The organism is Pseudonocardia sp. MH-G8, from assembly GCF_002262885.1.
Classification (GTDB): Bacteria; Actinomycetota; Actinomycetes; order Mycobacteriales; family Pseudonocardiaceae; genus Pseudonocardia.
This window is the reverse complement of the sequence record NZ_NKYF01000009.1, coordinates 211,812-238,519: the sequence shown is the minus strand read 5'-3', so window position 1 is coordinate 238,519 and position 26,708 is coordinate 211,812. Positions and strand designations below refer to the sequence as shown.

Below are 26,708 nucleotides of genomic sequence, written 5' to 3'. Positions count from 1 at the left end.
ATGCCCCACGTGCGCTCCCCCGTCTCCCCGCCGGTTCCCCTCCATCCCTCCCCCGAGGTCGCCGAGGCCGTCGTCGCAGGACGTCCCATCGTCGCGCTGGAGAGCACCCTGCTCGCCCACGGGCTGCCGGCCCCGCAGAACCGGGCCGCCGCGGACCAGCTCGAGGCCGCCGTCCGCGCGCACGGAGCCGTGCCGGCCACGGTGGCCGTCCTCGACGGCGTCGCCCGCGTCGGTCTCTCGGCGCCCGAGCTGGACCGGGTGTGCGGGGGCGGGCTCGCGAAGCTCTCGGCGCGCGATCTCGGCGCCGCTGTCGGGCTGGGCCGGGACGGCGCGACGACCGTGGCGGCCACCGCGGCGCTGGCGCAGGCCGCGGGCGTGCAGGTGTTCGCCACCGGAGGGCTGGGCGGGGTGCACCGCGGGGCCCGCGAGAGCTGGGACGTCTCCGCGGACCTGGCCGCGCTCGCCGGTACCGGCGTGCTCGTCGTCTGCTCCGGGGTGAAGTCGATCCTCGACGTGCCCGCCACGCTGGAGGTGCTCGAGACCGAGTCCGTGCCCGTGCTCGGCTACCGCACCGACTCCTTCCCCGGCTTCTACCGGCGCGACTCCGGCCACCCCGTCCCGTGGCGGGTGGACTCGCCGACGGAGGCGGCGGCGGTGTGGCGCGCGCACCGCGCGCTCGGGCAGCGGGCGGGCGTGGTGCTGGCCCAGCCGGTGCCGGCCGACGCCGAGCTCGACGCCGTGCTGCACGACCGGCTGCTCGACGAGGGGCTCGCACTGCTGGCGTCGCGCGGCGTCACGGGCAAGGACGTCACGCCGGTGCTGCTGGAGCACTTCCACGAGGGCAGCGGGGGCGCCAGCCTGCGCACCAACCTCGCGCTCGTGCGGGCCAATGCCGAACTGGCCGCCCAGGTGGCCACCGCACTGGTCGCAGCCGGCGGGTGAGCGCCCGGGTCGTGGTGGTCGGCGACGTCGCGGTCGACGTGCTCGTCGAGCCCCGGGCGGCCGCCGTGCCGGGCGCGGACGTGCCGGCCCGGATCCGCTCCCGCGCCGGCGGGGCCGGCGCCAACACCGCCGCCTGGCTCGCGCACCTGGGCTCCGACGTCACGCTCGTCGGGCGGGTCGGCGACGATCCGGCGGGCGCTGCGGCGGGCGCGGAGCTGCGCGCGGCCGGGGTCGCCACGGCGCTGGCCGTGGACGCGTGGCGCCCGACCTGCACGGTGGTCGTGCTGCTGGGCGACGGCGAGCGCACGATGCTCTCCGACCGCGGAGCCGCCGCGCACCTCGCCGCGGCCGACCTCCCGCCGCTCGACGACGCCGACCACCTGCACGTTTCGGGCTACGTGCTGCTGGACCCGACGTCGCGTCCTGCGGGCATGGCCGCACTGGCCGCAGCCCGCGCCGCCGGGCTCAGCACCTCGGTCGACCCGCAGGCGGCGCCCGCCCTCGGCCCGGCGTTCACGGCCGACGTGCGCGGCGTCGACCTGCTGCTGCCCAACACCGCCGAACTGCACGCCCTCGGCGGTGCGGCCGAGGATCTGCTGGACGTCGCCGCAGCCGTGGCCGTGACCGACGGTCCGCGCGGAGCCCGCTGGGTGGACCGGCGCGGCACGTGGACGGCCGAGGCGCCACCGGCGGAGGTCGTCGACCCCACCGGCGCGGGCGACGCGTTCGACGCGGGCCTGCTGGTCGCCTGGCTCGAGGGCGCGGGGCCGGCGGCGGCCTTGCGAGCCGGGTGCGCGGCAGGTGCCGCGGCCGTTGCGCAGCTGGGCGCCCGGCCCGGCGCCGACGTCAGGCGGTGACGAGCCCGGGGCCCGGGGTGTGAGGCAGTGGCGCCCACAGGAGGATTCCCCGACGAGCGAGACGTGGGCGGGGTTGGATCTCCAGCGAACCCCGCTCACGTCTCATCGATCATGCAAGGGACCCGCGCGGCAGGCGGGACGGCCGTGATCAGCCGTCGATGACCGGGTGTTCGCGGCGCTCGATCTGGCGCCGTTCGGCCTGGTAGCGGCTGACGTCCTCGGCCTTGCGCGGGAGCCGGTCGTTGGCGATGAGCACGGCCATCCAGGGCAGCGGGATCGAGATCACCAGCAGCGAGACCGCCAGCCACGGGATCTGGTAGAAGACCGCGGCGAGGACCATGCAGGGGATGCGCATCCCCATCATGATCTTGTAGCGTCGCTTCCGCACCGCCAGCTCCTCCTCGTAGGAGCGGGCCGCATCGGTGATGAGCACCGGATCGGCTGCGCGCTGCGGTTCTGCCACGGCGAACTCCCTCGCTGGCGCCGGTGGGCGCCGTCCCGGCGGGGGCTGCCTGCGCATCCCCGCCTCGCGGCTCCATCGTGCCACTCGGGGGCAGGGCGTGCCTGGCGGCCCCGCGAGGTGCGGCCGGTGCGTCAGCGGTGCTCGTGGGCGTGCAGCACGACGTCGCCGACGACGCCGTCGGACACCACGTCGAGCAGGCGGGTGGTGAGCTCGCCGGTGACGCGGTAGCGCACCAGCCTGCCCTCCCGGTGGGCGCTGACCATCCCGTGCGCGCGCAGCAGCCGCAGCGCGTGCGACACCGCGCTGTCGCTCATCCCCACGGCGAAGGCCAGGTCGGAGACGCACAGGTGGCCCGCGTGGTGCAGGGCCAGCAGGATGCTGAGGCGGTTGGCGTCACCCAGCGCGTCGAGCACGGCGGCGGAGTGTCGCACCCGCTCGGCGTCGGCGAGGACCGCGGCGGCATCGCACACCTGGTCGGGGTCGACGACGCGCGCGTCCCGGCGGGCCGCGGGCACTCGGTGCACGCGCTCAGCCCCCGGCCTTCGCGGCCTTCGCTGCGGCCTTCTTCGCCTGCTTGTACTCGCGGACCCGCACCAGCGAGCCGGCGTCGACGACGTCGGCCACGGAGCGGTGCACGCCGTCCTCGCCGTAGCCGCCCGCGGCCTCCCTCCAGCCCGACGGGGTGACGCCGCGCTGCTTGCCCAGCAGCGCGGTGAAGATCTGCGCCTTCTGCGTGCCGAACCCGGGCAGCGCGGCGAGGCGGCGGAAGAGCTCACGGCCCTCGTCGACGTCGCGCCAGATCGCCGAGGCGTCCCCGTCGTACTGCTCGACCACGGCGGCGGCCAGCGCCTGCACCCGCGCAGCCATCGATCCCGGGTAGCGGTGCACGGCGGGCGGGCCGCGGAAGACCTCGACGAGCGCCTCCGGGTCGTGGGCGGCGAGCGCGTGGGCGTCCAGCTCGGTGACGCCCAGTCGCTGCGCGATCAGGCCCGGGCCGGCGAACGCGCGCTCCATCGGGAACTGCTGGTCCAGCAGCATGCCGATCAGCAGGGCCAGCGGGTCGCGGTCGAGCAGCGCGTCGGCTTCGGCGTCCTGGGCGAGACAGAGGGCCACGGCAGGAGCGTAGCGCCGCAGCCTTCCGCCGCGGAGCCGAACGCGCCCCCGGTCGCGCCTGCGCTCGACGGCCGCCGCCGCTCGCACACCGACTGCTGCTCTCCCACACCGACTGCAGTCGGTGTGGCGGTGACGCGATCGGTGTGCGAGCCGCGCCCGGGTCGCGGATTCCCGCTCGCGCGTCCGGGCGACACTGTGCGCGTGCTTCCCCACCTCTCCCCCGCCTGCGCCGAGTCGCTGCGCGCCGCGCTGCTGCGCGCCCGCTTCACCACCGACGGCGTCCGCGAGCTGCTCGGCCCGTCGGCCCACGCGGCGCTCGGCCGCGGCGAGGTCGAGCCCGCGTTCCGCGCCGGCCGGGAAGCCGGTGAGCTGGGCGTGCTCGTGCGGCTGCTGCTGCTCGGCGCGACGGAGCCCGACGCCGCCGTGCGCGCCGCACTCGCCCCGCTCACCCCGTCCGACGCGCGCGACGCCGGCCTGCTCGTCCCCGACGGCGACGGGTGGCGCGCCGCGCTGGACCTGCGCCCCTACGCCGATGACGACGGCGAGTGGTGGGTGCTGTCCGACCTCGACGCCCGCCGCCAGGACCGCGACCACGTCACCGGGGTGGGCGGCGCGTCGCTGACGCTGGCCGCCGCCACGGTGCGCCGCCCGGTGGGGTCGCTGCTCGACCTGGGCACCGGGTGCGGCGTGCAGGCCCTGCACGCGGGTCGGCACGCGCGCACCGTGACGGCCACCGACGTGGCACCGCGGGCGCTCGCGATGGCGCGCGCGACGTTCGCGCTCAACGCGCTCGACGTCGAGCTGCTGGAGGGTGCCTGGCTGGAGCCGGTCGCGGACCGGCGGTTCGACCAGATCGTGTCGAACCCGCCGTTCGTGCCCGGCCCGGCGCGCGTGGACTACGTCTACCGCGACTCCGGCCAGGACGGGGACGCCGCGCTCGCCGCGCTGCTGCGGGCGCTTCCCGGCCACCTGGAGCCGGGCGGGGTGGCGCAGCTGCTCGGCTCCTGGCTGCACGTGCGGGGCGAGGACTGGCCCGACCGCGTGCGGTCCTGGCTCCCGCCGGGCGTCGACGCGTGGATCGTGCAGCGGGAGGTGTCCGACCCGGCGCTGCACGTCGGCACCTGGCAGCGCGACGCGGGCCTGGACCTCGCCTCCCCCGCGGCGCGGGCCCAGGCGGGCGAGTGGCTGGACTGGATGGAGCGCGAGCACGTCGAGGCGGTCGGGTTCGGGTTCCTGACGCTGCGCAGGCTCGACGGGGCCAGCACCGACGCGGAGCCGACCGTGGTGTTCGAGGACGTCCTCGGCGAGGTCAGCGACCCGCTCGGCCCGGAGACCGCCGGTTGGCTGGACCGGATCGACTGGCTGCGCGCCCACACCTCCGACGAGGCGCTGCTCGCCGCGCCGCTCGCGGTGGCGTCCTCGGTGGTGCTGGAGACCTACGCCGAGCCGGGGACGGAGGGCTGGGCCGAGGTCGGTGCCGCCGTCGCGCGGATGGACGGGCCCCGCTGGCGCCACGAGGTGGACGGCCCGGCCGCGGCACTGCTGGCCGGCTGCCAGGGGGCGCTGGCGCTGGGTGAGCTCGTGAAGCTGCTCGCCGTGGCCCACGACCGGCCCGCAGGCGAGCTCGTGGCGGCGACCCTGCCGGCCGTGCGCGAGTTCCTGCGGCACGGCATCCTGGTGCCGGTGTGAGGGCCGTCACCGCCCGGGTGACGCGCGCCGCCGTACGCGTGGACGGCGAGGTCGTCGGCGAGATCGACGGCCCCGGCCTGCTGGTGCTGCTCGGCGTGCACCGCGACGACACGGCCGCGGCGGTGCCGGTGATGGCGCGCAAACTGCACGAGCTGCGGATCCTCGACGGGGAGCGCTCCTGCGCCGACACCGGCGCACCGCTGCTGGTGGTGAGCCAGTTCACGCTGTACGGCCAGACGGGCAAGGGACGCCGCCCCTCGTGGTCGGCGGCCGCGCCGCCCGAGCAGGCTCGACCGCTGGTCGAGGCGGTGGTGGCGGCGCTGCGCGAGCGCGGCGCGCCGGTGTCCACGGGGGTGTTCGGCGCCGCGATGGCCGTGGAATCGGTGAACGACGGCCCGTTCACGGTGCTCGTGGAGGTGTGACCCCGCGCCGTTCGGGCACACGTTCTGAGGGCTCGCTGAGAGTGCACGAGCACACAGTCGCGAGTTGGGAACGATGTGCGGCATGGGCGCGTTGACGCCCATGAGAGCCCCGGCGGCAGCTGACGCAGACGCCCCGCCCGGGTCGCGCAAGGGGAGGACCACATGACAGCGCCCACGATCAACAGGCCCGCGAAGACCCGCCGGCCCGCCATCCCGGGCCAGCGTACCGACTCCGATGCCCTGGACACCACTGCTGGCAACCGGATCGAGACCCCGGAGCTGACTTCGGAGGATCTGGACGCCCAGAGCCCCGCGGCCGACCTCGTCCGGGTGTACCTCAACGGCATCGGGAAGACCGCGCTCCTGACGGCCGCGCAGGAGGTCGATCTGGCCCGGCGCATCGAGGCCGGCGTGTTCGCACAGCACGTGCTCGACCAGGCCGCGCCCGACGAACTCGAGAAGCAGTACGCCTCCGACCTGCGGGCGATCGTCCGCGACGGCCGGCGGGCCCGCAACCACCTGCTCGAGGCCAACCTCCGGCTCGTGGTGTCGCTGGCCAAGCGCTACACCGGTCGCGGCATGCCGCTCCTGGACCTGATCCAGGAGGGCAACCTCGGCCTGATCCGCGCGGTGGAGAAGTTCGACTACTCCAAGGGCTTCAAGTTCTCGACCTACGCCACGTGGTGGATCCGCCAGGCCATCACCCGCGGCATGGCCGACCAGGCCCGCACGATCCGTCTGCCCGTCCACCTCGTCGAGCAGGTCAACAAGCTGGCCCGGATCAAGCGGGACCTGCACCAGAAGCTCGGTCGCGACGCCACCCACGAGGAGCTCGCCACCGAGTCGGGAATCGCCGAGGAGAAGATCGCCGATCTGCTCGACCACGCCCGCGACCCGGTGAGCCTCGACATGCCGGTCGGGTCCGAGGAGGAGGCACCGCTGGGTGACTTTATCGAGGACGGCGAGGCCACCGACGCCGAGACCACGGTGATCTCGCACCTGCTGCACGACGACCTGCGTCGCGTGCTCGCCACGCTGGAGGAGCGCGAGCAGTCGGTCATCCGGATGCGCTACGGCCTCGACGACGGCCAGCCGCGCACGCTGGACCAGATCGGCCGCCGCTTCGGGCTCTCCCGCGAGCGGGTGCGCCAGATCGAGCGCGAGGTCATGGCGAAGCTGCGGATCGGCGAGCGCGCCGATCGGCTGCGCGCCTACGCCAGCTGACCTCCGGCAGGCACGAACCGGACCGGCGCCACCCGAACGGGCTCCCCGCGAGCCGGGTGGCGCCGGTCGCGGTGTGTGTACCGAACCGCGGGGCCCGCGGTGGTGGCGCCGCACCGGGAGATCGGGGAGTTCACTCCAACGAGTGGTGGCGTTCCCGGCGTTAGGGTCGGGGCATGGGGGCATCCGTCGGACCTGTCTCACCCGCGGTGATGCGCGAGGTGCTGGGCCACTTCGTGTCGGGCATCGTCGTGGTCACGGCCGCCGGCCCGGACGGGCCGTGCGGGTTCACCTGCCAGTCGTTCGCGTCGCTGTCACTCGACCCGCCGCTGGTCAGCTTCGCGCCCGCCCGCACCTCGTCCACGTGGCCGCGCATCCGCGCTGCCGGCACGTTCTGCGTCAACGTGCTGGCCGCCGACCACCAGGAGCTCAGCGCCGGATTCGCCCGTTCCGGGGTGGACAAGTTCGACGGCGTGTCCTGGCGACGCGGCCCGTCCGGGGCGCCGGTGCTGGACGGCGTGAGCGCCTGGATCGACTGCACGCTCTGGAACGAGTACGACGGCGGCGACCACACGATCGCCGTCGGCCACGTGCTCGACCTCGGCGCCGATCCGGCGCGGCTCCCCCTGCTGTTCTACCGCGGTCGCTACGGCGTCACGTCCGGGCCACCGCAGGTCTGAGGCGGCGCCTCGATCAGCGCCGCGAAGCCGTCGAGCAGGCGCTGGAGGCCGAACTCGAACAACGTGTCCAGGTCGAAGTCGTAGGGCCTCGAGAGCATCCGCTCGAACACCGGGAACGCGCCGTCGGCGACGATCGCGCGCAGCGTCGGCACCTGGGTGTCCATCCACGCGTCGGGGTCCAACCCGCTCGCCGCCTCGGCCTCGACCTCGGGTTCGAGGTTGACCGCCGTGCCGCGCACGTAGTTGAAGAGCGTGAGGTAGGCGGTGAAGGCCGTGGTCCGATCGGCGCCGCTGTCCTCCAGCGCGGCCAGCGTCCACTCCGAGTAGGCGAGCCCCTGGGCGAGCGGCTGCGGGCGCGTCATGGACATCGCCGGGGCGACCCAGGGGTGGCGGCGGAACAGCGCCCACAGCTGCCGGGCCGCCGCCTCCAACCGCGCCCGCCAGCCCGCCGGTGCATGCGCCGGGGGCCGCCACTCCCCGATCGCCGCGTCGAGCATCCGCAGCACCAGGTCGTCCTTGTCCGCCACGTGCCGGTACAGCGCCATCGTGGCCGCCCCGAGATCGGCGGCCACCCGCCGCATCGACAGCCCGGCGAGCCCTTCCCGGTCGGCGATCGCGATCGCGACGCCGACGATGCGCTCGGGAGCCAGCGCCCCGTCGTCCGGCGACGGGCGCCGCGGGCGTCCTGCGCCGGGCGGCGGGCCCGGGCGCGCCTCCACGACGGTGCCGGACCCCCGTTCCGCACGTACGAGCCCGTCCCGGCGCAGCACACCCAGTGCCTTGCTGGCCGTGGCCATGGCGACGCCCCAGCGCCGGGTGATCTCCCGGGTCGAGGGCACCCGGTCACCGGGCGCGAGGTCGCCGGACTCGATCCGCTCCCGGATGTCGGCCACGATCCGCGCGTAGGGCGGACTCTCCTCCACGTCGCCTCCGTACTAGTGCACCTCAGGATCGGACCGAGGATAGCCCTGGTTGCCACAGCATTAGTGCACTAGCGCACCTCGGATCCTACTTCTCTGCAGGTGAAGAGGTTGCAGCAGGTGTATGTACGTCGTACGCTACCGCTCGTGAAGAACACCGAAATCCTCGTCTCCGGCGCCGGGATCGCGGGACCCGCGCTGGCGTACTGGCTACGCGAACACGGCTTCCGACCGACGGTCGTGGAGCGGGCGCCCGCGCTACGGCCGGGTGGCCAGGCCGTCGACCTGCGGGGCGCGGGGCGCACCGTCGTCGAACGCATGGGGCTGATGGACGAGGCGCGTGCCGTGGCCCTCGACCAGCGCGGCATCGCCTACGTCGACGCCGCCGGCCGGATCGGCGCCCGGATGGGAGCGGACGCCTTCGGTGGTGAGGGCATCGTCTCCGAGATCGAGATCCTCAGGGGCGACCTCGCGGAGGTACTGCACCGCGCGACGGTCCCCGGCACCGAGTACCTGTTCGACGACACGATCACCCGCATCGACCAGGACGACGAGGGCGTCACGGTCACGTTCGAGAAGGCCGCGCCGCGCCGTTTCGGGCTGGTGATCGGCGCAGACGGGCTGCACTCGGCGGTCCGGACGCTCGCCTTCGACCCGCAGGCGCGCAGCGTTCGCCCGCTCGGCTGCTACATCGCCTGGTTCACCGCACCGGCCGGCATCGACCTCGACGGCTGGTACCTCATGCACAACGCCCCCGGCGGGCTCGTGGCGTCGGCGCGGCCGGGCCGGCTGCCCGGCGAGATCAAGGCCGGGTTCGGCTTCCGCTCCGACCCGATCTCCTACGACCGCCGCGACGTGGCCCGCCAGCGCGAGATCGTGGCCGAGCGCTTCGCCGGCGTCGGGTGGGAGGCTCCGTCGCTCGTCGCGGCGATGCACGACGCGCCCGACTTCGCCTTCGACCCGATGAGCCAGGTGCACCTGGACCGCTGGTCCGCGGGGCGCGTCGCGCTCCTCGGCGACGCGGGCTACTGCCCAACGCCGCTCACCGGGCTCGGCACGAGCCTCGCTCTCGTCGGCGCCTACGTGCTCGCGGGCGAGCTGGCCACCGCCGGCGGCGACCACCGCGCGGCGTTCGGCCGGTACGAGGAGGTGATGCGGCCCTACGTCGCGCAGGCCCAGAAGCTGCCGCCGGGGGGTGTCGGCGGGTACGCGCCGCTGTCCCGGTTCCAGATCGGATTGCGGACGGCCTCGATGCGCTGGATGACCCGCTGGCCGCTGCGACCCCTGATCGCCGCGCAGTTCGCCAAGGCAGGCAGCATCGCACTGCCCGACTACGGCAGGGCGGCGTCGCTCTCCTCCTGACGACCGTCCAGCTCGCGCACGGCCTGCTTGACCGCAGGCACGGCGGCGGGCGCCACGCTCAGCTCCCGCACGCCGAGCCCGACGAACTCCCCCGCCGCCCGCGGGTCTGCGGCCGCCTCACCGCAGACCGCCACGAGCGTGCGCTCCCCCGCCGCCCGGCACACCGCGTCGACGAGCCGCAGCACGCCGGGGTCCAGCGGGTCGGCGAGACCCGCGACGGCCGGGTTGCCCCGCTCGGCGGCGAGCGCGTACTGGGTGAGGTCGTTGGTGCCGATCGAGAAGAAGTCGACGTGCGGGACGAACTCCGCCGCCTTCAACGCGGCGGCCGGCACCTCGACCATGATCCCGATCTGCAGTCCCGGCGGCGAGCCGCGGCCCTCCCGCGCGATCGCCTCGTCGAGGACGCGGCGGGCGGAGACCAGCTCGTCCACGACGCTGACCATCGGGAACATGATGCTGACCGGGGCGTCGTGGGCCACCCGCACCACGGCCAGCAGCTGATCGGCCAGCAGCTGCGGGTGGGCCGTGGCCAGCCGGATGCCGCGCAGCCCGAGGAACGGGTTCGCCTCCGCGGGCAGCGGCAGGTAGGGCAGCGGCTTGTCGCCGCCGACGTCGAGCGTCCGCAGGGTGATGCGCTTGCCGCCGAGGGCCTCGGCGATCGCGCGGTAGGCCGCTTCCTGCTCGTCGACGTCGGGGGCGGCCGGGCGGTCGAGGAACAGGAACTCGGTGCGGACCAACCCGACGAGGTCGGCGCCGGCCGCGGCGGCGGCCACCGCGTCGGCCGTGGATCCGACGTTCGCACCGACCAGCACCGGGACACCGGTGCGCGTCACCGCCGGGGCGCCGGCGCGGGCGCGCGCCTCCCGGTCGCGCTCGGCCTGGGCCGCGGCCCTGTTCTCGAACGCCGCCGCCACCTGCGCGGTCGGATCGATCACGACCTCGCCGGTGGCGCCGTCGAGGGCGATCGGGACCCCGTCCGCGGCCTCCAGGACCGCCGGACCCGCCCCGACGACCGCGGGCACGCCCCGGGCGCGCAGCAGGATTGCGCTGTGGGCGGTGGGGCTCCCGCCGGCCAGGACGACGCCGGCGACCTGAGCCGGGTCGAGGGCGGCGGCCTGCGCCGGGGTGAGGTCGACGGCGACCAGCACAGGCGGCGGGCCGGCCACGGCCCCGACCGGGGCGGTGTGAGCACCCACGATCGCCCGCAGCACCTGGTCGCCGACGGCGTGGACGTCCGCCGCCCGGGCCGCCAGGTACTCGTCGCCCGCGGCCTCCAGGGCCGCGGCCGCCCGCTCCACCCCCTCCGACCACGCCTGTGGGGCCGATGCCCCGGCGCCGATCCGGTCCTGCACACCGGACAGCAGGTCGGGGTCGTCGAGCAGGAGCAGGTGCGCGTCGAAGATCGCCGCCTCCGCGGGCCCGAGCTCGCGGGCGGCCGTCTCGCGCGCGGCCCGGATCTCGGCCGCCGCGGTGGTGAGAGCGCGGTCGAGGCGGGTGCGCTCGGCCGCGGGGGCGGCCGCGGGCTCGTCCGGCACCACGACCGGCGCCGGGGCCACACCGCGCTTCGGACCGATGCCGATGCCGGGCGCGGCCGGCAGCGGGCCGCGGGCGCCGACGGCGTCCGACGGCACCCGGGCGGGGGCCGGGGGCGCGCCGCCCTCGTCGAAGCTGCGGGCCGCGAGCGCGAGCACCGCGTCCACGGCCGCGCGGGCACCGGGCCCCGACGCGGTGACCTCGACGCGGTGGCCCCGCAGCGCGGCCAGCGCCGCCACGCGCGCGAGGCTCGCTGCCGGCGCCCACGGCGAGCCCGTGGTGGCGTTGCGGATCCGCACCTCCGCGTCGTCCAGGCCGCGGACCAGCCCGACGAGCCGAGCGGCGGGGCGGGCGTGCAGACCGTGCGGGTTGGCGACGGTGAACCCGGCGATGTCCCCGGCGTCCTCGGCGGGCTCCACCGGCTGCGGCGGCGCCGCCACACCCAGCTGCTCCTGCTTGCCCCCGAGCGCGGCAGCGGCCTCCGCGGTGACCTCCGCACGGTCCGCGCCGCCCGCCGCGGTGACCGCCGCGACGACGAGGCCCTCCACCAGCGGTGCGGGGCAGAGCAGCACCCGCTCGCGCGCGTCGGGGTCGTCGAGCAGGTCGAGCGCCAGCTCGGCGGAGAGCACCGCGCTGCCCAGGTCCATCAGCACCACGACGCCGGCGCCGGAATCTGCCGCCCCGACCGCCGCCGCGATGGCGACGGCGTCGGTGCCGAATGTGGTCTCGTCGAGCCCGGCGGCCACCTCGATCGCCAGCTCGCCCGGCGCCATCTCCCGGGCCAGCGCCACCGCCGCGTCGGCCAGCGCACGGCTGTGCGAGACGACGACGAGGCCGACGAGCGGGCTCACCCCAGTGTGTCGGCCGCGGCCTGCACCAGCAGGGCGGCCGAGGTCGCGCCGGGATCCTGGTGGCCGACACTGCGCTCGCCGAGGTAGCTGGCGCGGCCCTTGCGGGCCTGCAGCGGGGTGGTCGCGTCGCGACCCCGAGCGGCCGCGTCCGCCGCCGCGTGCAGCGCCCCGGTGGTGTCCTCGCCGCCCAGCGCCGCGTCGAGCGCGTCGAGCGCGGGTGCGAGCGCGTCGTACATCGTCTTGTCACCCGCCTCGGCCTTGCCGCGCGCCACCACACCCTCGGCGCCCGCCCGCAGCGCCGCGGCGAAGCCGGCCTGGTCGAGCGCGTCGACGTCGCCCGCCGCGCTCGCCATCCGCAGGAAGAACGTGCCGTAGAGCGGGCCGCTCGCCCCGCCGACGGTGCTGACCAGGGTCATCCCGACCTGCTTCAGCAGGGCGGCGGGTGCGTCGGGGGCCGCGTCGTCGAGCTTCGCGACCACGGCCTTCATCCCGCGAGCCATGTTGGCGCCGTGGTCGGCGTCCCCGATCGGGGAATCGAGCCGGGTGAGCTCTTCCTCGTGCGCGGTGACGGCGTCGGCGAACGCGCGGACCCAGCGACCGAGGGCGGCGGCGTCGACCGTGACCTGCTGGTCGGCCATCACGCACCCCACCGCAGGCCGGGCGTGCGGACGGGGGCGTCCCACAGGCGCAGCAGCTCGTCGTCCAGCTGCAGCAGGGTGAGCGAGCAGCCGGCCATCTCCAGGCTCGTGATGTAGGGGCCCACCAGCGACCGGGCCACGCGCACCCCCGACCTCGCGAGGATCCGCGCCACCTCGTTGTACATCACGTACAGCTCCAGCAACGGGGTGCCGCCCATGCCGTTGACGAACGCGAGCACGCCGCCCTCGCCGTGGAAGTCCCGATCGGCGAGGACCGGTTCCACCAGCATCTCGGCCACCTCGCGGGCCGGGGCGAGCGGCACCCGGCGCCTGCCCGGCTCGCCGTGGATGCCGATGCCGATCTCCATCTCGTCCTCGGGCAGGTCGAACGTGGGCCGGCCGGCGGCGGGCACCGTGCACGAGGTGAGCGCCACGCCCATGCTGCGGCCCGCCTCGTTCACCCGGCGGGCCACCGCGGCCACGCCGGCGAGGTCGCGGCCCTCGTCGGCGGCCGCGCCGGCGAGCTTCTCGACCAGCACCGTCACCCCCACCCCGCGCCGGCCCGCGGTGTAGAGGCTGTCCTGCACCGCGACGTCGTCGTCGGTGACCACCGAGACGACCTCCACGCCGGTCTCGGCCGCGGCGAGCTCGGCCGCCATGTCGAAGTTCATGACGTCGCCCGTGTAGTTCTTGACGATGTGCAGCACTCCGGCGCCGCCGTCGACACCGCGGGTGGCCTCGAGCATCTGGTCGGGCACCGGTGAGGTGAACACCTCGCCCGCGCAGGCGGCGTCGAGCATCCCGGGCCCGACGAAGCCACCGTGCAGCGGCTCGTGCCCGGACCCGCCGCCCGAGAGCAACCCGACCTTGCCCTGCACGGGCGCGTCCGCCCGAAAAACGATCTTGTGAGCGAGGTCGACCCTCAGGTCCGGGTGGGCCGCGGCGACACCGCTCAGCGCCTCGGCGACCACGTCGGCAGGATCGTTGATCAGCTTCTTCACGCCGGCCCTCCGCAACGATGGGACGATCTCGCGGACCCTACGGCTCCCCCGCTACCGCGCGCTACGCCCGATCGACGCCGGGTTCGGCCGCCGCCACGCGCTCGGTGCCGCGGTGCGTGCCTCCTGCCGACGCCCACCTGGGCCAGGGCTGACCCCGACACACGTACACGCCGGGCGCGACTCGCGGGTGTGGAAGCCCCCTTCCCGCGAGTCGGGCGCCCATTCCCGCGAGTTGGGCCTCAGTGATCGCGTGTCGCGGCGGGCAGGCGCACGCGGGCGAGTACCGCGCGGTGGTCGCTGCCCGCGAGATCGAGCACGTCGAAGCGCGTGGTGACGGCCCCGGCGGGAACGAGCACGTGATCGATCTGGATGCCGAGCCGCCCCAGCCGGGCGGGGAACGTGCCGACCAGCGTGTCCCCGGTGCCCGCGGCGGCGCTGCGGCACCGGCCCAGCGCGGCGTGCAGCGGGGGGTGGTCGAAGGTGGCGTTGAGGTCACCCGCCACCAGCGGCGCCACCGGGCCGGCGCACCACCGCGCGATCAGCGCGAGCTCCTCGTGCCAGCGTGCCGTGCTGCGCCGCGACATCGGCGCCGTGGTGTGCACGGCGTGCAACGTGCGCTCGCCGAGGATCCCGCCGGTCACCTCGAGGTGGGGCAGCCGCATCCCGGTGGCCGGGCGCACCCGCACGTCCCCCGCCCGCTCAGCGACGAGCAGGGTGACGTCGTACCCGTCCGGGGTACCGCCGCCCGAGGCGACCCACGAGCGGTAGCCCAGCCCGGCGAGCAGCGGCATCAGCTTGTCGCGGAAGTCGGCCCCGGCCTCGGGCAGCACCACGAACTCGGGCCCTTCGCGGGCGACGAGCGCCGCCAGGGCACCGGTGTCGGCGCGACCGTGGAGCACGTTGGCCGTGAGGACCGTGACGTCCCCGGGCCCGGGGTGCGTGGCAGGCCCGCGCAGGGCGCGCCGCAGCACCGGCGCGCCCGCCGCGAGCCCCGTGGCCGCGAGGGCCGCCGCGATCCGGCGGGTGCGCGGGCGCAGCGCCAGCATCGCCGCCCCGCCGAGCGCCGACGCCGCCAGGTGCGGACGCCACGGCTGCACGACGGCAGCCAGCGTGGACGGGCCGCCGGTCGCGAGGGCGCGCGCCGCGAACGCCTTCTCCCGCAACGGGCGCCGCAGGCGGGGCGGGACGAGCGCGGCAACCACGGCCATCATCGATGCCGGTTCCTCTCTGGCGCGGGCGCCCGGCAGTCGCGTCGGCGGGCACGGGATCAACGAACACGGAGCGCGGCCGGTTCCGCGGGCGCCCCGGTCGGGCCAGGATATCGCCACCACCGCTGCCTCCCGATGACGCCGGTGATCGATCCGCCCCGTACTCCAGGACGGTGCCGACGACCATGGTGTGCGCCTCGGACCGGTCTCCGGCCCGTGATCGATCCGATACGGACGTCGTCGCGGCGTCGGTCACCGTCGTGTGCGAATGAGAACGATCTGACGAACGCCTACTCGCCCTGCCGCTCACCGCGAGCGGCCATCACCCCCAGGGTGAGCAGCAGCCGGTCCCGCGGGTCGGCGACCGAGCGGCCGGTGACGGCCTCGATGCGGCGCATCCGGTAGATGACGGTGTTGCGGTGGCAGAACAGGGCGGCGGCCGCGTGCGTGGGCGAGCCGCCCGCGGCGAGCAGCTGCTCCAGCGTGTCCAGCAGCGTGTCGCGGTCCGCCGGCGGCAGCTCCAGCAGACCGCCGAGCGCGCCGCGCACCAGCCGCGGTGTCAGTTCGGGGCTGTCGGCGAGCAGCGCCTCGGGCAGCCTCTCGTCCAGCACGGCGAGCCCGGGGCCGGCCAGCGTCCGGGCCGCGGTGTGCGCCAACCGGTAGCCGGTGTCCAGGGCGCCCAGTCCCTCGACGGCGGGCGAGACGCCCACCCGGCCGACCGCGCAGCGCCGCAGCGCGTCCAGGACGACCTGCGGGTCCCGGTGCCCCAACGCCACGATGCCGACCTCGTCGCGGGGGCGGACGAACCAGGCCGACCCGACGCCGTGCGGTGCGAGCGCCTCCTGCGGCGCGCGCAGCGGGTCCGCACCCGAGGGGTCCACCGGCGCCACGACGCACAGCACCGCGCCGGCCTCCGGCAGCCCGAGCACGCTCGCGGCGTCACGCAGGAACGCCGGGTCCCCACCACGGCCCTCGATGAGCCCGTCGAGCACAGCGTGGCGGCGGCCCAGGTCGTGGCTCTGCATCCGCAGCTCCTCGAGCCGGTAGGCCTGCACGAGCGCCGACGAGCTGCCGTCGTTGACCCGCCAGACGTAGCTCGCGGCGTCCAGCAACGCCTCGTCGTGCCGCCCCGCGAAACGGTCGCGCGATGCGGACAGCAGCGCCTCCCACATCACCCGCCCGCCCAGCCGGTAGGCGCGCAGCACGACCTCCAGCGGCACGCCTTGACGGGCACGGCGCCGGCCGGTCTCGCGCGAGGTGTCCTCCGGGTCGACGCCGCCGGGCACCCGGTCGGCGACCACCTGGGCGCCCCGCTCCATGTTGCGGCGGCAGGCGGCGCGCAGCTCCTCGACCATCTCGCGCTCGGCGTATAGCGGCTCGCGCTGCAGCACCAGCACGGTGAGCCGGTCGGCGAGCCCGTCGAGGTCCTGCAGCAGGGCGGCGCCGAGGACGCGCAGCGCCTCGTCGGCGGCGGGCGGCAGCCGCCGGCCCGGGCGCCCCTCCTCGGTGCGGCCCGCGTCGGACCCCACGGCGGCATCGCCGCGCCCGCTGGGCACCATGCGCGCACTGTGCAGCAGCGCGCACAGCGGCGTCCAGCCCTGCGGGCGCTCTGCCCAGCCGAACGGCCTCGATATTGGGCGCTGAGCCCATGGTGCCGGCTGGGCGCTGCGCCCAAAGTGTGCCTCACCCCCGGCCGCCGGGGTCACCGCCGCCCCCGAACTCCCCGGGAGACGCACGCCGTGAGCCCGCCCGCACCTCCTGCCCGGCAGACGCCCGTGTTCGCGGTGGCCGGCGTCGGCGTCCGGTTCGGTGGGCTCGTCGCGCTCGACGACGTCTCGCTCGACGTCGCCGCGGGTGTCGTGCACGGCGTCATCGGACCGAACGGCGCGGGCAAGACCACGCTGTTCAACGTCTGCTGCGGGTTCGTGCAGCCCGACACGGGCCGGGTGCTGCGCCACGGCGAGCCCGTGGCCGACCTGCGCCCGCACCGGCTCGCCGGCATGGGTATCTCGCGCACGCTGCAGGGCGTCGGCCTGTTCCGCGGGCTGTCGGTGGTGGAGAACGTGATGGTGGGCGCCGACCGGCACCGCCGCGCCGGTTTCGCGTCCACCCTGTTCGCCCTGCCCCGCTCCGACCGCGACGAGCGCGCCCTGCGCGAGCGCGCCATGGCCGCGCTGGCCGAGCTGGGGGCCGACGGCTACGCGGAGCGGCTGCCCGGGAGCCTGCCCTACCCGGTGCAGAAGCGCGTGGCGATGGCCCGCGCCCTGGCGGGCGAGCCCGACCTGCTGCTGCTCGACGAGCCGGCGAGCGGCCTGGGCGCCGACGAGATGGCCGAGCTGGGCGAGCTGATCCGCTCGCTGACCGCACGCATGTCGGTGGTGCTGGTGGAACACCACATGGACCTGGTGATGAGCGTCTGCGACCGGATCACCGTGCTGGATTTCGGCCGGGTGGTGGCCGACGGCACCCCGGACGAGGTGCGCGACGACCCAGCGGTCATCGACGCGTACCTGGGCGAGGAGACGCAGGCATGATCAGGATACGGCCCCGCGAGATACGCCCCCGGAGGTTCAGGAAAGCCACTTTCATGCCCTGCAGGTTCGTGAATGTGGCTTTCCTGAACCTTGCCGGGGGTGGCTCGTGAGCGTCGGGAGCCTCACCGTGCGGGGGATCCGCACCGCCTACGGGGCCGTCACCGCGCTCGACGAGGTCGACATCGTCGCCTCGCCGGGGCGGGTGACCGCCGTGCTCGGGGCCAACGGGGCCGGCAAGACCACGCTGCTGCGCACGATCTCCGGGCTCGTGCGGCCCCAGGCCGGGCAGGTGCTCCTCGACGGGGCCGACCTGACGAGGGCGCCCGCCGAGGACATCGCCCGCGCCGGGATCGCCCACGTCCCCGAGGGGCGCGGGGTGATCACCGAGCTCACCGTGGAGGAGAACCTGCGGCTCGGGGCGATGCTCGGGGCGTCCCGGCGCAAGACGCGGCGCGGAGCGCAGGCGGAGCGCCCATCGGTCCAGCGCGGCCTGGAGCAGGTCTACGAGATGTTCCCGCCGCTCGCGGAGCGCCGCCGCCGGGACGCGCACGTGCTGTCGGGCGGGGAGCGGCAGATGCTGGTGATCGGGCGGGCGCTGCTGTCCGGGCCGTCGGTCCTGCTGCTGGACGAGCCCTCGCTCGGCCTGGCGCCGCGGATCGTCGGGCAGATCTTCGCGCTGCTGCGCGGGCTCGTCGACGCCGAGGGCACCACGGTGCTGCTGGTGGAGCAGAACGCCCGCAGCGCGCTGGCCATCGCCGACGACGGGATCGTGCTGAACCTGGGCCGGGTCGTGGCCCGCGACCGCGCCGCCACCCTCGCCGCCGACGACGCCCTCCGCCACGCCTACCTCGGGTTCTAGGGAGCGGGATGCAGCAGTTCCTCAACGTCACGCTGACCGGCCTCGGTCAGGGCGCGGTCTACGCCGCCTTCGCCCTCGCCCTCGTGCTGATCTGGCGCTCCACGCGGATCGTCAACTTCGCCCAGGGCGCGATGGGCATGTTCACGACCTACCTGGCGCTCACCGTCATCGAGGGCGGCCAGTCCTACTGGGTGGGGCTCGTCGTCGCGCTGCTGGCCGGGCTGGTGCTGGGCGCGGTCGTCGAGCGGCTGGTGATCCGCCCGGTCGAGGGCGGGCCGGAGCTGAACGCCGTGATCGTCACGCTCGGGCTGTTCGTGGCGCTGCAGGCGCTCGCGGCGATCCTGTTCGGCTCGACCTTCCGGTCCTTCCCGGCCCCGTTCGACCTGCGCGGTTTCACCGTCGGCGGGGTCAACATCGCCTTCACGGCCAACAGCATCTTCGTGATCGTCGCGGTCGTCGTGGTGATGCTCGCGTTGGTGGCGCTGTTCCGGCTCACCGACCTCGGCCTGAAGATGCGGGCCGCCGCGTTCAGCCAGGAGGTCTCGCGGCTGCTCGGCGTGCGCGTGGGCCGGATGCTGACGCTGGGCTGGGCGCTCGCGGCGGTGGTCGGCTCGCTGTCCGGGCTGCTGATCGCCGGCGGGAGCCTCGTCTTCCCGGCCTACATGGACGCGGTGATCGTCTACGGGTTCGTGGCCGCCGTGCTCGGCGGGCTCGACTCGCCGGGCGGCGCCGTCGTCGGCGGCCTGACGATCGGGCTGCTGCTGTCCTACGTCAGCGGCTACCTGGGCAGCGAGCTGGTCGCGCTCGCGGCGCTGGCGATCCTCGTGGCGGTGCTGCTGGTGCGGCCGCAGGGGCTGTTCGCCCGTACCGCGGCGCGGAGGGTGTGATGGTGCAGCAGACCGACCGGCCCGCCGCCGCTGCACCGGCCCGCCGCCGCCTCGCCGAGCTGCGCCGCTGGCGGCCGCGCTCGACGTTCGCCCGGCACGCGCTCGTGATCGTGGTCGCGCTCGTGGCCGTGGTGCTCGTGCTGGAGCTGACCAGCCCGTTCCGCAACTCGCAGTTCGCCACGATGTCCTACTACGCGATCGCGGCGGCCGGGCTGACCGTCCTCACCGGGTTGAACGGGCAGATCTCGCTCGGGCACGGGGCGCTGATGGCCGTGGGGGCCTACACGACCGGGCTGCTGCTCGGCTCCGAGGGCGAGGGCGCGCTGCCGCTCGCGCTGATCATGCTGATCGCCGCGGCGGTGACGGCGCTCGTGGGGGCCGTGGTCGGTGCCGCGGCCGCCCGGCTGCACGGGCCCTACCTCGCAGGCGCCACGCTCGCGCTCGCCGTCGCGGTGCCGGGGCTGGCGATCTACTTCGACCACACGTTCGGCGGCGAGCAGGGCCTGCGGATCTCCTCGCCCGAGGTGCCGGGCTGGTTCGACGCCACCATCTACTTCCTGTTCGCCCACGAGACGCCGAGCGCGAAGTACCTGGCCTACCTGGGCTGGGGCACGCTGCTGCTCGTCCTGCTGCTGCTGGCCAACCTCATGGCCGGTCGGGTCGGGCGGGTGTGGCGCGCCGTGCGCGACGACGAGGTGGCCGCCGAGCTCGCCGGCATCCGGCTGGGACAGGTGCGGGTGCTCGCGTTCGTGGTCAGCGCCGCGTGCGCCGGGCTCGCGGGGGCGGTGCTCGGCGTCGTCGTGCGGCTGGCCGCGCCCAGCGGGTTCACCATCGTGCTCTCGCTCGGCCTGCTCACGGCCGTGGTCGTCGGCGGGCTCGGCAGCCTGGTCGGCGCCCTGCTGGGCAGCGCGCTGCTGGTGTTCCTGCCGCCCGCCGTCACCAACCTCGGCATCGGCGCCGGGCTGGACGGCACGCAGGCCGCGCAGCTCGCGCCGTTCGTCTACGGGGTGGTGCTCGTGCTCGTGATGCTGCTCGCGCCGTCGGGAGCCGTGGGCGTGTTGAAGAAGGTCTGGGCTCGCCGGAGGAGGACGGGATGAAGGCAAGGGGTCTCTACGCCGCACTGGCGGCGGTGCTGCTGCTCAGCGGGTGCGGGGCGGGCGGGCGCCCGGACGAGGGCGCAGGTTCCGGCGATGCCGCGGCCGCCGAGGTCGGCATCACCGAGACATCGGTGAAGGTCGGCGCCCACTTCCCGCTCACCGGCGTGGCCGCGCCCGGCTACAGCGAGATCCCGACGGGCACGAAGGCCTACTTCGACTTCGTGAACGCCGCGGGCGGGGTGAACGGGCGCCAGATCGAGTACATCTTCCGCGACGACGCCTACAACCCCACCCAGACCAGCCAGGTGGTCAACGAGCTGGTGCTGCAGGACCAGGTCTTCGCGATCATGGGTGGGCTCGGTACGCCGACGCACTCGGCCGTGCTCGACCAGCTCAACAGCGAGGGTGTACCCGACCTGTTCGTCTCCTCCGGTTCGCTGCTCTGGGACCAGCCCGAGCAGAACCCCATGACGTTCGGCTGGCAGCCCGACTACGAGATCGAAGCCAAGATCATCGGGCAGTACGTGGCCCAGAACTTCCCGCAGGCGAAGGTGGGCCTGTTCCTGCAGGACGACGACCTGGGCCGGGACGCCGAGATCGGCGCCCGGCGGTTCCTGGAGAACCAGATCGTGGCCGCCGAGCGGTACACGCCCGGCAACACCGACGTGGCCCCGCAGATCGCCGCCCTGCAGGCGTCCGGCGCCGACCTCGTGATCGGGTTCAACGTGCCGTCCTACACGGCGCTGTCGCAGCTGCAGTCGCTGCGCCTGAACTACCAGCCGCAGTGGATCTACTCCAACATCGGGTCGGACCCGGTGCTCGTCGGCTCGCTCCTCGCGCGCTTCTCCGAGGGCGCGGTGACGGACGCGGGACTGCTGGAGGGCGTGATCACCACCGAGTACCTGCCGGGGGTGGACCAGCCGGACGACCCCTGGACGCAGCTGTTCCAGCGCGTCTGGGACTCCCACGGCGGCGAGGGCGAACTGACCAACTTCCGGGTCTACGGCATGGCCGAGGCGTACACCTTCGTGCAGGCGCTGCAGGCCGCCGGGCCGGACCCGACCCGCGAGGGCATCGTCGCGGCGATCGAGGACGTCGGCAGCACGTTCGAGGGGCCGTGGGCGGCGCCGTTCCGCTACTCCGCGCAGCGGCACGCCGGCATCGCGGGCGTCGAGGTCACCCGGATCACCGGGGGCACGACGGAGAGCCTCACCCCGGTGCTGGTCACCGACAACGGCGAAGCCCCGATCACGGAGGCGACGGGCGAGCGGGCGGCGCCACCGGCGAACGGCATCCCGGACGTGCAGCCGGCGAGCTAAGTGCATGGGAACGTCAGCAAAGCCACTTTCATGACCTCAGGTGACGTGAAAGTGGCTTTGCTGACACCCCCGCCCGGTTGGGCCGGCGCCCTCCGGGAAGGCACTCAGGGTGCTCGCTGTCCGCGGCCGTCGGGCTGTGCAAGGCGGGGCACTCGGTCGCCTGGATCCTCGGGCTCTGGGCGGGCGTGGCGCTGCTCTCCGCGGCGGCCGCGGCCGCCGGCTACGGACTGCTCGGCGGCACGTCCCCTGCGACGGTCGCCGTCGTGCAGGCCTTCGCCGTGGGCGCCATCCTCACCATGCTCGCCGACACGATGATGCCGGAGGGCTTCGAGAACGCCGGCAACTCCGTCGGGCTCGTCACCTGTGCGGGGTTCATCGCCGCGTTCCTGCTGGGCCACGCGGGGTAGAGGAGCAGCATGCGGACCGGACCGACAGCGGCGGGCCTCGTGCTCGCGGGGGCCCTTCTCGGGGGATGCACGACAGCGGCACCGGAGCGCCCGCCCGTGGCCGATGCGCCGCCTGCGACGTCCGAGGCGCCGCCGGGCGAGGCGCCGTCCGCGGCGGATGTGGTCGCGCGGCTGGCGCCGAGCGTCGTGACCGTCCGCACCGACGAGGGTGTCGGCAGCGGCGTCGTGTACCAGCCGGACGTCGTCATCACCAACCAGCACGTCGTCGCGGGCGCCGTGGCGGTCACGATCGACTACGCCGACGGCACGTCCTCCGAGGGCACCGTCCTGGCCGGCGACGAGATCACCGATATCGCCGTGATCCGCACGGCGCGCAGCGGCCTCCCCGTGCCGGAGTACCGCACGCAGCTGCCCCGCCCGGGCGACCCGGTGCTCGCGATCGGCAGCCCGCTCGGCTTCGAGGGCACGGTGACGGCCGGGATCGTCTCCGCGCTCAACCGGCAGATCCCCGGTTCCGCCACGCAGTCCTCCGCCCTCGTCGACCTCATCCAGGTCGACGCCGCGATCTCGCCGGGGAACTCCGGCGGCGCCCTGCTCGACGCCACCGGCCGCGTGATCGGCATCAACGAGGCCTACATCCCGCCCGCCGCGGGCGCCGTCTCGCTCGGCTTCGCGATCCCCGCCGCCACCGCCGTCGACGTCGCCGACCAGCTGCTCACCGCCGGCACGGCCACCCACCCGGTGCTCGGGGTGAACGTCGCGCGGCTCACGCCCGAGATCATCCGGGCGTACGGCCTCGACGTGGAGTCGGGAGCGCTGGTGACGCACGTGCCGCCGGATGGCCCGGCCGCGGCGGCCGGCGTGCAGGCCGGTGACGTGGTCGTGGCGCTCGGCGACCAGGAGGTCGGCAGCATCGAGGACCTGCTCGGCGCGCTGCGCGACACCGAACCGGGCCGGCAGACCACGGTGACGGTGGCGCGTGGTGGCCAGCGCGTAGACCTGCCGGTGACGATCGGCTCCGAGTCCGGCTGAACCGGCACCCCGCGCTCAGACGAGCACGACCCGCCGCCCGCGCGTGTGACCGGCCCGGCTGTCGATCTGCGCCGCCGCGGCGTCGGCGAGCGTGTACGACTTCTCGACCGGGATGCGGAGCGTTCCCCGCGAGATGAGGTCGACGGCCTCGGCGAGCGCTTCGGCCATGCTCGCGGCCACTCCGGAGAACCGGACACCGAGCTCCGGCGCACCGAGGTCGGCGATGGAGATCACCTTCTGCGGGTCCCCGGTCAGCTCGACGAGCTCGCGGACCGCGCCCGATCCGGCCAGGTCCAGAGCCGCGTCGACCTGACCGAGCCGGTGCACCCGCTCGACCCAGCCCTCGCCGTACGTCGTGGCGACGGCCCCGAGGCTGCGCAGGTAGTCCTGGTTCCCGGCCCCGGCCGTGCCGATCACCGTGATGCCGCGGTCGCGGGCGATCTGCAGCACGGCCGACCCGACTCCCCCGGACGCACCGCTGACCAGCAGCGTCTGCCCGGACCACACTCCGACCTGGCCGATGATGCGCAGCGCGGTCTCCACCACGGAGGGGTACCCGGCTGCCTCGTCGAACGTCAGGCCCCCGGGCATGCGGGCCCAGGCCCACAGCACGGCGAACTCGGCATAGGTGCTCGCGCCTTCACCGAACACGTGGTCGCCGACCTCGACCCCGTCGACACCCTCGCCCACCTCGTCCACCACCCCGGCGGCGTCCTGCCCGACCCCGGAGGGCAGGTCGATCGGATGGGCCTCCCGGAACTGTCCTTCGCGGATCCTCCAGTCCACGGGGTTCACACCCGCCGCCCGCACCGCGATGCGGACCTGGCCGGGACCCGCGTGGGGCTCCTCGGCGTCCACGAGCTGCAGAACGTCCGGACCGCCGAACTCGTCGAAGCTCACTCTCTTCATGCGACCGACTGTAACACTAACCGTTAGCATTTCAGAGCAGTTAGGCTTTCGTAACTGCTAGCATCAGCTGATGACCGAGCCGCCTGGCCGCCGTGAGCGCAAGAAGGCCGCGACCCGCCAGAAGATCGCCGACACCGCTCTGCGGCTCTTCCTGGAGCGCGGGTACGACGCGGTGGGCATCCGGGATGTGGCCATGGAGGCCGACGTGGCCGTCACCACGCTGTTCTCCCACTTCGCCTCGAAAGAGGCCCTGGTGTTCGATCAGGACGACGACTTCGAGCAACGCCTCACCCAGGCGGTCACCGGGCGAGCGCCGCACGACCCGCTCATCCCTGCGCTGCGCCGCGAGATCCGGGCCATGGTGCGACACTGCGCGGCCGACAGCGCCGCCCCGCTCTGGCGCATGATCGACGGATCACCCGCACTGCAGGAGTACGAGAGCTCCATGAGGCTGCGCCACGCGGAGTCGCTGGCGACGGCCATCGCCGCTGATCTCGAACTGCCACGTACCACGACGGCCTGCCGGACGATCGCGCGCTTCGTGGTCGACGCCTTCTCGCTGGCCCGCGAGTCGGTCGATCCGGAGGCCGCGGTGGACGAGGTCTTCCGGATGATCGAGGCGGCCTGGGAGGTCGCCTGCCCCTCTCCGCGCCTGCCGGGTCGGAGCGCCTGAGCCTGCTACTCGCGCGGGGGCAGCACGCAGAACTCGTTGCCCTCCGGGTCCGCGAGCACCACCCACGGGTGCTCGGGCGGGTCGGACAGGCACCTTGCACCCAGCTCGACGAGCCGCGCGACCTCGACCTCCTGCGTTCCCCGCGCCGGTGCGAGGTCCAGGTGCAGCCGGTTCTTTCCCGACCGGCCCTCGGGCACCGGCTGGAACAGCAGCGGCGCGCCCTCCCCCGTGCCGATCTGCACGTACTCGACGCCGTGCGCATCCCGCCACCGCTCCTCGACCTCGGTGCCGAGCGCCGCGCACCAGAAGGCGGCGCAGCGTTCGGCGTCCCGGCAGTCGACGGTCACCGCTAGCACTCTGCTGACCATGTGTGCGCGTTCCCGCTTCCGCGGCCTGCTAACATGACTGACCAGTCAGCCATGAGGAGCGAGAGATGAGTCCGAAGCGAGTGGACCACGCGGCCCGGCGGGAGGAGATCCTCGCCGCGGCCGTACGGGTGTTCGCGCGCAAGGGCTTCGCCGCCACGCGGATCGAGGACGTGGCCGCCGAGGCGGGCGTCGGCAAGGGCAGCGTCTACCTCTCCTTCGACAGCCGCGATGCCCTGCTCGACGCCGCGCTGGCCGCCCTCAGCGCCACGTCGCGCGACGTGCTCGGCCGCGCCCGCTCGGGCGGGGGGCCACCCCTGGAGCGGCTCGCCGAGCTCGTGCGCGGAGTCCTCGCCGCGGCCACCGCCGACCCGGACCTCGCACGCGTCCTGCTCGACCTGTGGTCGCTGGGCCGGCGCGGGGACGCGCGCGTGCCGCTGGACATGGCCGCGCTCTACGCCGAGTACCGGGAGGCGATCGGCGTGCTGCTCGCCGAGGCGTCCGCCCGCGGGGAGGTGCGCGCCGACGTCTCCCCCGCGCACGCCGCCGTGGTCGTCGGGGCGATCGAGGGATGCCTGCTGCAATGGGTGGTCGACCCCGGGCTGCCGATCGCCGGGATGGACGCTGCCGTCGTCGCGGTCTGCCTCGACGGGCTGGCGGCGCGGTCGTGACGGTGCTCGCCCGCGTCAACGCGGTCCTCGTCGCACCCGATGCGGACACGGCGGAGAGCGCCCTCTGCTACGTCGCCGCCGGCGCGGGCGCCGCGATCGCGGCGGCCGGTGCGCAGGGCGCCGGGCTCAGGTGGTGGTCGGTGGTGGTCCTCGCGGCCGTCGCGTTCGACCTGGTCGGCGGCGCGGTCGTGAACGCCACGCCCGCGGCGAAGCGCCGCTTCCACGGCCCCGGCCGCTCCGGCGCGCACCGGCTCGCGTTCGTGGCGGCGCACGTGCAGCCGTTCCTGCTGGCCCTCCTGGTGCCCGGGTTCGGCTGGACGGCCGCCGCGCTCGCCTACGGCCTGGCCGTCGGCGGCGCCGTCGCCCTGCTCCTGACGGAGCCGCGACTGCGCCGCCCGCTCGGCTTCGCCGTCACCGCGGTGGGCAGCGTCGCGGCGCTGGTGGCCGTGCCGCTGCCCGCGTTCCTGGCCTGGGTCGCCCCCGTTCTGCTGGTCAAGCTGCTGCTGGGCCACCTGTTGCCCGAGGAGGCATCGTGAGCCTGTTCGCCCGCCCGCCCCGCAGCCGCCTGCAGCGCGCCGTGCACCGGGCCCCCGTCCTGCTGTTCCGGCTCGGGCTCGGCGGCCTGCTCGGCTCCCGGCTCGTCCTGCTCACCCACGTCGGGCGCACGACCGGGCGCGAGCGGCAGGTCGTCCTGGAGGTCGTCGGCCGGGAGGGCGAGGGCTACCTCGTCGCCTCCGGGTACGGCGGCCGCGCGCAGTGGTTCCGCAACGTGACGGCACAGCCGCGGGTGCGGTTCCAGGTCGGCCGACGCCGCTTCACCGGCCGGGCCGAGGTTCTGCCCCCCGCCGAGTCCGGCCGCAGGCTCGCCGCCTACGCCCACGACCACCCCCGCACCGCGGCGGCGCTGATGCGCACCCTCGGACACGACGTCGAGGGCCCGGAGGCGTACGAACGGCTCGGCGCCGACCGCGAGCAGGGCGTCCCGCTCGTCGCGCTGCGCCCGACGCCATGACCGACCCGAGCCTTCGACGTCCTCGGCGAGCGCGACACGTACG

Annotated in this window: 29 protein-coding genes; 18 read left to right on the top strand and 11 right to left on the bottom strand. The window is 74.9% G+C overall.

Annotation, left to right across the window (positions count from 1 at the left end; genetic code table 11):
- Both CFP66_RS22200 and CFP66_RS22195 read left to right on the top strand, forming a co-directional pair.
- On the top strand, positions 1-942 hold the full coding sequence (locus CFP66_RS22200; RefSeq protein WP_233159625.1) for a pseudouridine-5'-phosphate glycosidase: 942 nt from the start codon (positions 1-3) through the stop codon (positions 940-942).
- Positions 939-1,799, top strand: a complete 861-nt coding sequence (locus CFP66_RS22195) for a carbohydrate kinase family protein (protein WP_198961591.1) — start codon at positions 939-941, stop codon at positions 1,797-1,799. The genes CFP66_RS22200 and CFP66_RS22195 overlap by 4 nt, the downstream gene beginning before the upstream one ends.
- 148 nt (positions 1,800-1,947) lie before the next feature.
- Here CFP66_RS22195 and CFP66_RS22190 read toward each other — a convergent pair whose 3' ends face one another.
- The 3 genes from CFP66_RS22190 to CFP66_RS22180 form a co-directional block, all read right to left on the bottom strand.
- Positions 1,948-2,262, bottom strand: coding sequence for a DUF3099 domain-containing protein (locus tag CFP66_RS22190; RefSeq protein WP_233159613.1), 315 nt, complete (start codon positions 2,260-2,262; stop codon positions 1,948-1,950).
- A gap of 131 nt (positions 2,263-2,393) precedes the next feature.
- On the bottom strand, positions 2,394-2,786 hold the full coding sequence (locus tag CFP66_RS22185; protein WP_094927041.1) for a metalloregulator ArsR/SmtB family transcription factor: 393 nt from the start codon (positions 2,784-2,786) through the stop codon (positions 2,394-2,396).
- A gap of 4 nt (positions 2,787-2,790) precedes the next feature.
- Entirely contained in the window at positions 2,791-3,375 is a 585-nt protein-coding gene (locus CFP66_RS22180) for an HhH-GPD-type base excision DNA repair protein (protein ID WP_094927040.1), read from the bottom strand.
- A 201-nt stretch (positions 3,376-3,576) separates the two neighbouring features.
- On the opposite strand from CFP66_RS22180, the gene CFP66_RS22175 reads away from it, so the two are divergent.
- From CFP66_RS22175 to CFP66_RS22160, 4 genes are all read left to right on the top strand, one after another.
- Positions 3,577-5,064: a methyltransferase gene (locus CFP66_RS22175; protein WP_094927128.1), complete on the top strand. Its 1,488-nt coding sequence runs from the start codon at positions 3,577-3,579 to the stop codon at positions 5,062-5,064.
- Positions 5,061-5,486: a D-aminoacyl-tRNA deacylase gene (gene dtd / locus CFP66_RS22170; protein ID WP_094927039.1), complete on the top strand. Its 426-nt coding sequence runs from the start codon at positions 5,061-5,063 to the stop codon at positions 5,484-5,486. The genes CFP66_RS22175 and dtd overlap by 4 nt, the downstream gene beginning before the upstream one ends.
- 162 nt (positions 5,487-5,648) lie before the next feature.
- A complete protein-coding gene (locus CFP66_RS22165; protein WP_094927038.1) occupies positions 5,649-6,710 on the top strand; it encodes a sigma-70 family RNA polymerase sigma factor in 1,062 nt (353 codons plus the stop codon).
- Between the two features lie 173 nt (positions 6,711-6,883).
- Complete coding sequence (locus CFP66_RS22160) at positions 6,884-7,387, top strand: flavin reductase family protein (RefSeq protein ID WP_198961590.1); 504 nt, start codon at positions 6,884-6,886, stop codon at positions 7,385-7,387.
- On the opposite strand, the gene CFP66_RS22155 is transcribed toward CFP66_RS22160, so the two are convergent.
- Entirely contained in the window at positions 7,354-8,310 is a 957-nt protein-coding gene (locus CFP66_RS22155) for a TetR/AcrR family transcriptional regulator C-terminal domain-containing protein (protein ID WP_094927037.1), read from the bottom strand. The genes CFP66_RS22160 and CFP66_RS22155 overlap by 34 nt on opposite strands.
- A 144-nt stretch (positions 8,311-8,454) precedes the next feature.
- Between CFP66_RS22155 and CFP66_RS22150 the strand changes: the two genes are divergently transcribed.
- On the top strand, positions 8,455-9,669 hold the full coding sequence (locus CFP66_RS22150; protein ID WP_094927036.1) for an FAD-dependent monooxygenase: 1,215 nt from the start codon (positions 8,455-8,457) through the stop codon (positions 9,667-9,669).
- On the opposite strand, the gene ptsP is transcribed toward CFP66_RS22150, so the two are convergent.
- From ptsP to CFP66_RS22125, 5 genes are all read right to left on the bottom strand, one after another.
- Positions 9,639-12,053, bottom strand: coding sequence for a phosphoenolpyruvate--protein phosphotransferase (gene ptsP, locus CFP66_RS22145; RefSeq protein WP_233159612.1), 2,415 nt, complete (start codon positions 12,051-12,053; stop codon positions 9,639-9,641). The genes CFP66_RS22150 and ptsP overlap by 31 nt on opposite strands.
- A complete protein-coding gene (gene dhaL, locus CFP66_RS22140; RefSeq protein ID WP_094927126.1) occupies positions 12,050-12,691 on the bottom strand; it encodes a dihydroxyacetone kinase subunit DhaL in 642 nt (213 codons plus the stop codon). The genes ptsP and dhaL overlap by 4 nt, the downstream gene beginning before the upstream one ends.
- Entirely contained in the window at positions 12,691-13,692 is a 1,002-nt protein-coding gene (gene dhaK / locus CFP66_RS22135; protein ID WP_094927035.1) for a dihydroxyacetone kinase subunit DhaK, read from the bottom strand. Before dhaK ends, dhaL begins: the two co-directional genes overlap by 1 nt.
- A gap of 239 nt (positions 13,693-13,931) precedes the next feature.
- Positions 13,932-14,903 (bottom strand): endonuclease/exonuclease/phosphatase family protein, encoded by a 972-nt coding sequence (locus tag CFP66_RS22130; protein ID WP_094927034.1) that lies wholly within the window; start codon positions 14,901-14,903, stop codon positions 13,932-13,934.
- 287 nt (positions 14,904-15,190) lie between these two features.
- Positions 15,191-16,459 carry a CdaR family transcriptional regulator gene (locus CFP66_RS22125; RefSeq protein WP_094927033.1) on the bottom strand — a complete coding sequence of 423 codons (1,269 nt, stop codon included), beginning with the start codon at positions 16,457-16,459 and terminating at the stop codon, positions 15,191-15,193.
- A 180-nt stretch (positions 16,460-16,639) separates the two neighbouring features.
- Between CFP66_RS22125 and CFP66_RS22120 the strand changes: the two genes are divergently transcribed.
- From CFP66_RS22120 to CFP66_RS22090, 7 genes are all read left to right on the top strand, one after another.
- Positions 16,640-17,434 carry an ABC transporter ATP-binding protein gene (locus CFP66_RS22120; RefSeq protein WP_094927032.1) on the top strand — a complete coding sequence of 265 codons (795 nt, stop codon included), beginning with the start codon at positions 16,640-16,642 and terminating at the stop codon, positions 17,432-17,434.
- Between the two features lie 106 nt (positions 17,435-17,540).
- Complete coding sequence (locus CFP66_RS22115) at positions 17,541-18,293, top strand: ABC transporter ATP-binding protein (protein WP_094927031.1); 753 nt, start codon at positions 17,541-17,543, stop codon at positions 18,291-18,293.
- 8 nt (positions 18,294-18,301) lie between these two features.
- Entirely contained in the window at positions 18,302-19,180 is an 879-nt protein-coding gene (locus CFP66_RS22110) for a branched-chain amino acid ABC transporter permease (RefSeq protein ID WP_094927030.1), read from the top strand.
- Entirely contained in the window at positions 19,180-20,277 is a 1,098-nt protein-coding gene (locus tag CFP66_RS22105) for a branched-chain amino acid ABC transporter permease (protein WP_094927029.1), read from the top strand. The genes CFP66_RS22110 and CFP66_RS22105 overlap by 1 nt, the downstream gene beginning before the upstream one ends.
- The gene (locus tag CFP66_RS22100; protein WP_094927028.1) at positions 20,274-21,596 is read left to right on the top strand and encodes an ABC transporter substrate-binding protein; all 1,323 of its coding nucleotides are present in this window, start codon (positions 20,274-20,276) and stop codon (positions 21,594-21,596) included. The genes CFP66_RS22105 and CFP66_RS22100 overlap by 4 nt, the downstream gene beginning before the upstream one ends.
- A gap of 77 nt (positions 21,597-21,673) precedes the next feature.
- Positions 21,674-22,003 (top strand): hypothetical protein, encoded by a 330-nt coding sequence (locus CFP66_RS22095; protein WP_143517334.1) that lies wholly within the window; start codon positions 21,674-21,676, stop codon positions 22,001-22,003.
- Between the two features lie 9 nt (positions 22,004-22,012).
- The gene (locus tag CFP66_RS22090; RefSeq protein ID WP_094927026.1) at positions 22,013-23,035 is read left to right on the top strand and encodes a S1C family serine protease; all 1,023 of its coding nucleotides are present in this window, start codon (positions 22,013-22,015) and stop codon (positions 23,033-23,035) included.
- 15 nt (positions 23,036-23,050) lie between these two features.
- Here CFP66_RS22090 and CFP66_RS22085 read toward each other — a convergent pair whose 3' ends face one another.
- The gene (locus CFP66_RS22085; protein WP_094927025.1) at positions 23,051-23,944 is read right to left on the bottom strand and encodes an NADP-dependent oxidoreductase; all 894 of its coding nucleotides are present in this window, start codon (positions 23,942-23,944) and stop codon (positions 23,051-23,053) included.
- Between the two features lie 70 nt (positions 23,945-24,014).
- On the opposite strand from CFP66_RS22085, the gene CFP66_RS22080 reads away from it, so the two are divergent.
- Positions 24,015-24,617 (top strand): TetR/AcrR family transcriptional regulator, encoded by a 603-nt coding sequence (locus CFP66_RS22080; RefSeq protein ID WP_094927024.1) that lies wholly within the window; start codon positions 24,015-24,017, stop codon positions 24,615-24,617.
- A gap of 5 nt (positions 24,618-24,622) precedes the next feature.
- Here the strand turns inward: CFP66_RS22080 and CFP66_RS22075 are convergent, their stop codons facing one another.
- Entirely contained in the window at positions 24,623-24,985 is a 363-nt protein-coding gene (locus tag CFP66_RS22075; protein WP_094927023.1) for a VOC family protein, read from the bottom strand.
- Between the two features lie 65 nt (positions 24,986-25,050).
- On the opposite strand from CFP66_RS22075, the gene CFP66_RS22070 reads away from it, so the two are divergent.
- The 3 genes from CFP66_RS22070 to CFP66_RS22060 are packed head-to-tail and all read left to right on the top strand — an operon-like array spanning position 25,051 to position 26,665.
- Positions 25,051-25,653, top strand: a complete 603-nt coding sequence (locus CFP66_RS22070) for a TetR/AcrR family transcriptional regulator (RefSeq protein WP_094927022.1) — start codon at positions 25,051-25,053, stop codon at positions 25,651-25,653.
- On the top strand, positions 25,650-26,189 hold the full coding sequence (locus CFP66_RS22065; protein WP_094927021.1) for a hypothetical protein: 540 nt from the start codon (positions 25,650-25,652) through the stop codon (positions 26,187-26,189). Before CFP66_RS22070 ends, CFP66_RS22065 begins: the two co-directional genes overlap by 4 nt.
- Positions 26,186-26,665, top strand: coding sequence for a nitroreductase family deazaflavin-dependent oxidoreductase (locus CFP66_RS22060; RefSeq protein WP_233159611.1), 480 nt, complete (start codon positions 26,186-26,188; stop codon positions 26,663-26,665). The genes CFP66_RS22065 and CFP66_RS22060 overlap by 4 nt, the downstream gene beginning before the upstream one ends.
- Positions 26,666-26,708 lie beyond the last annotated feature (43 nt).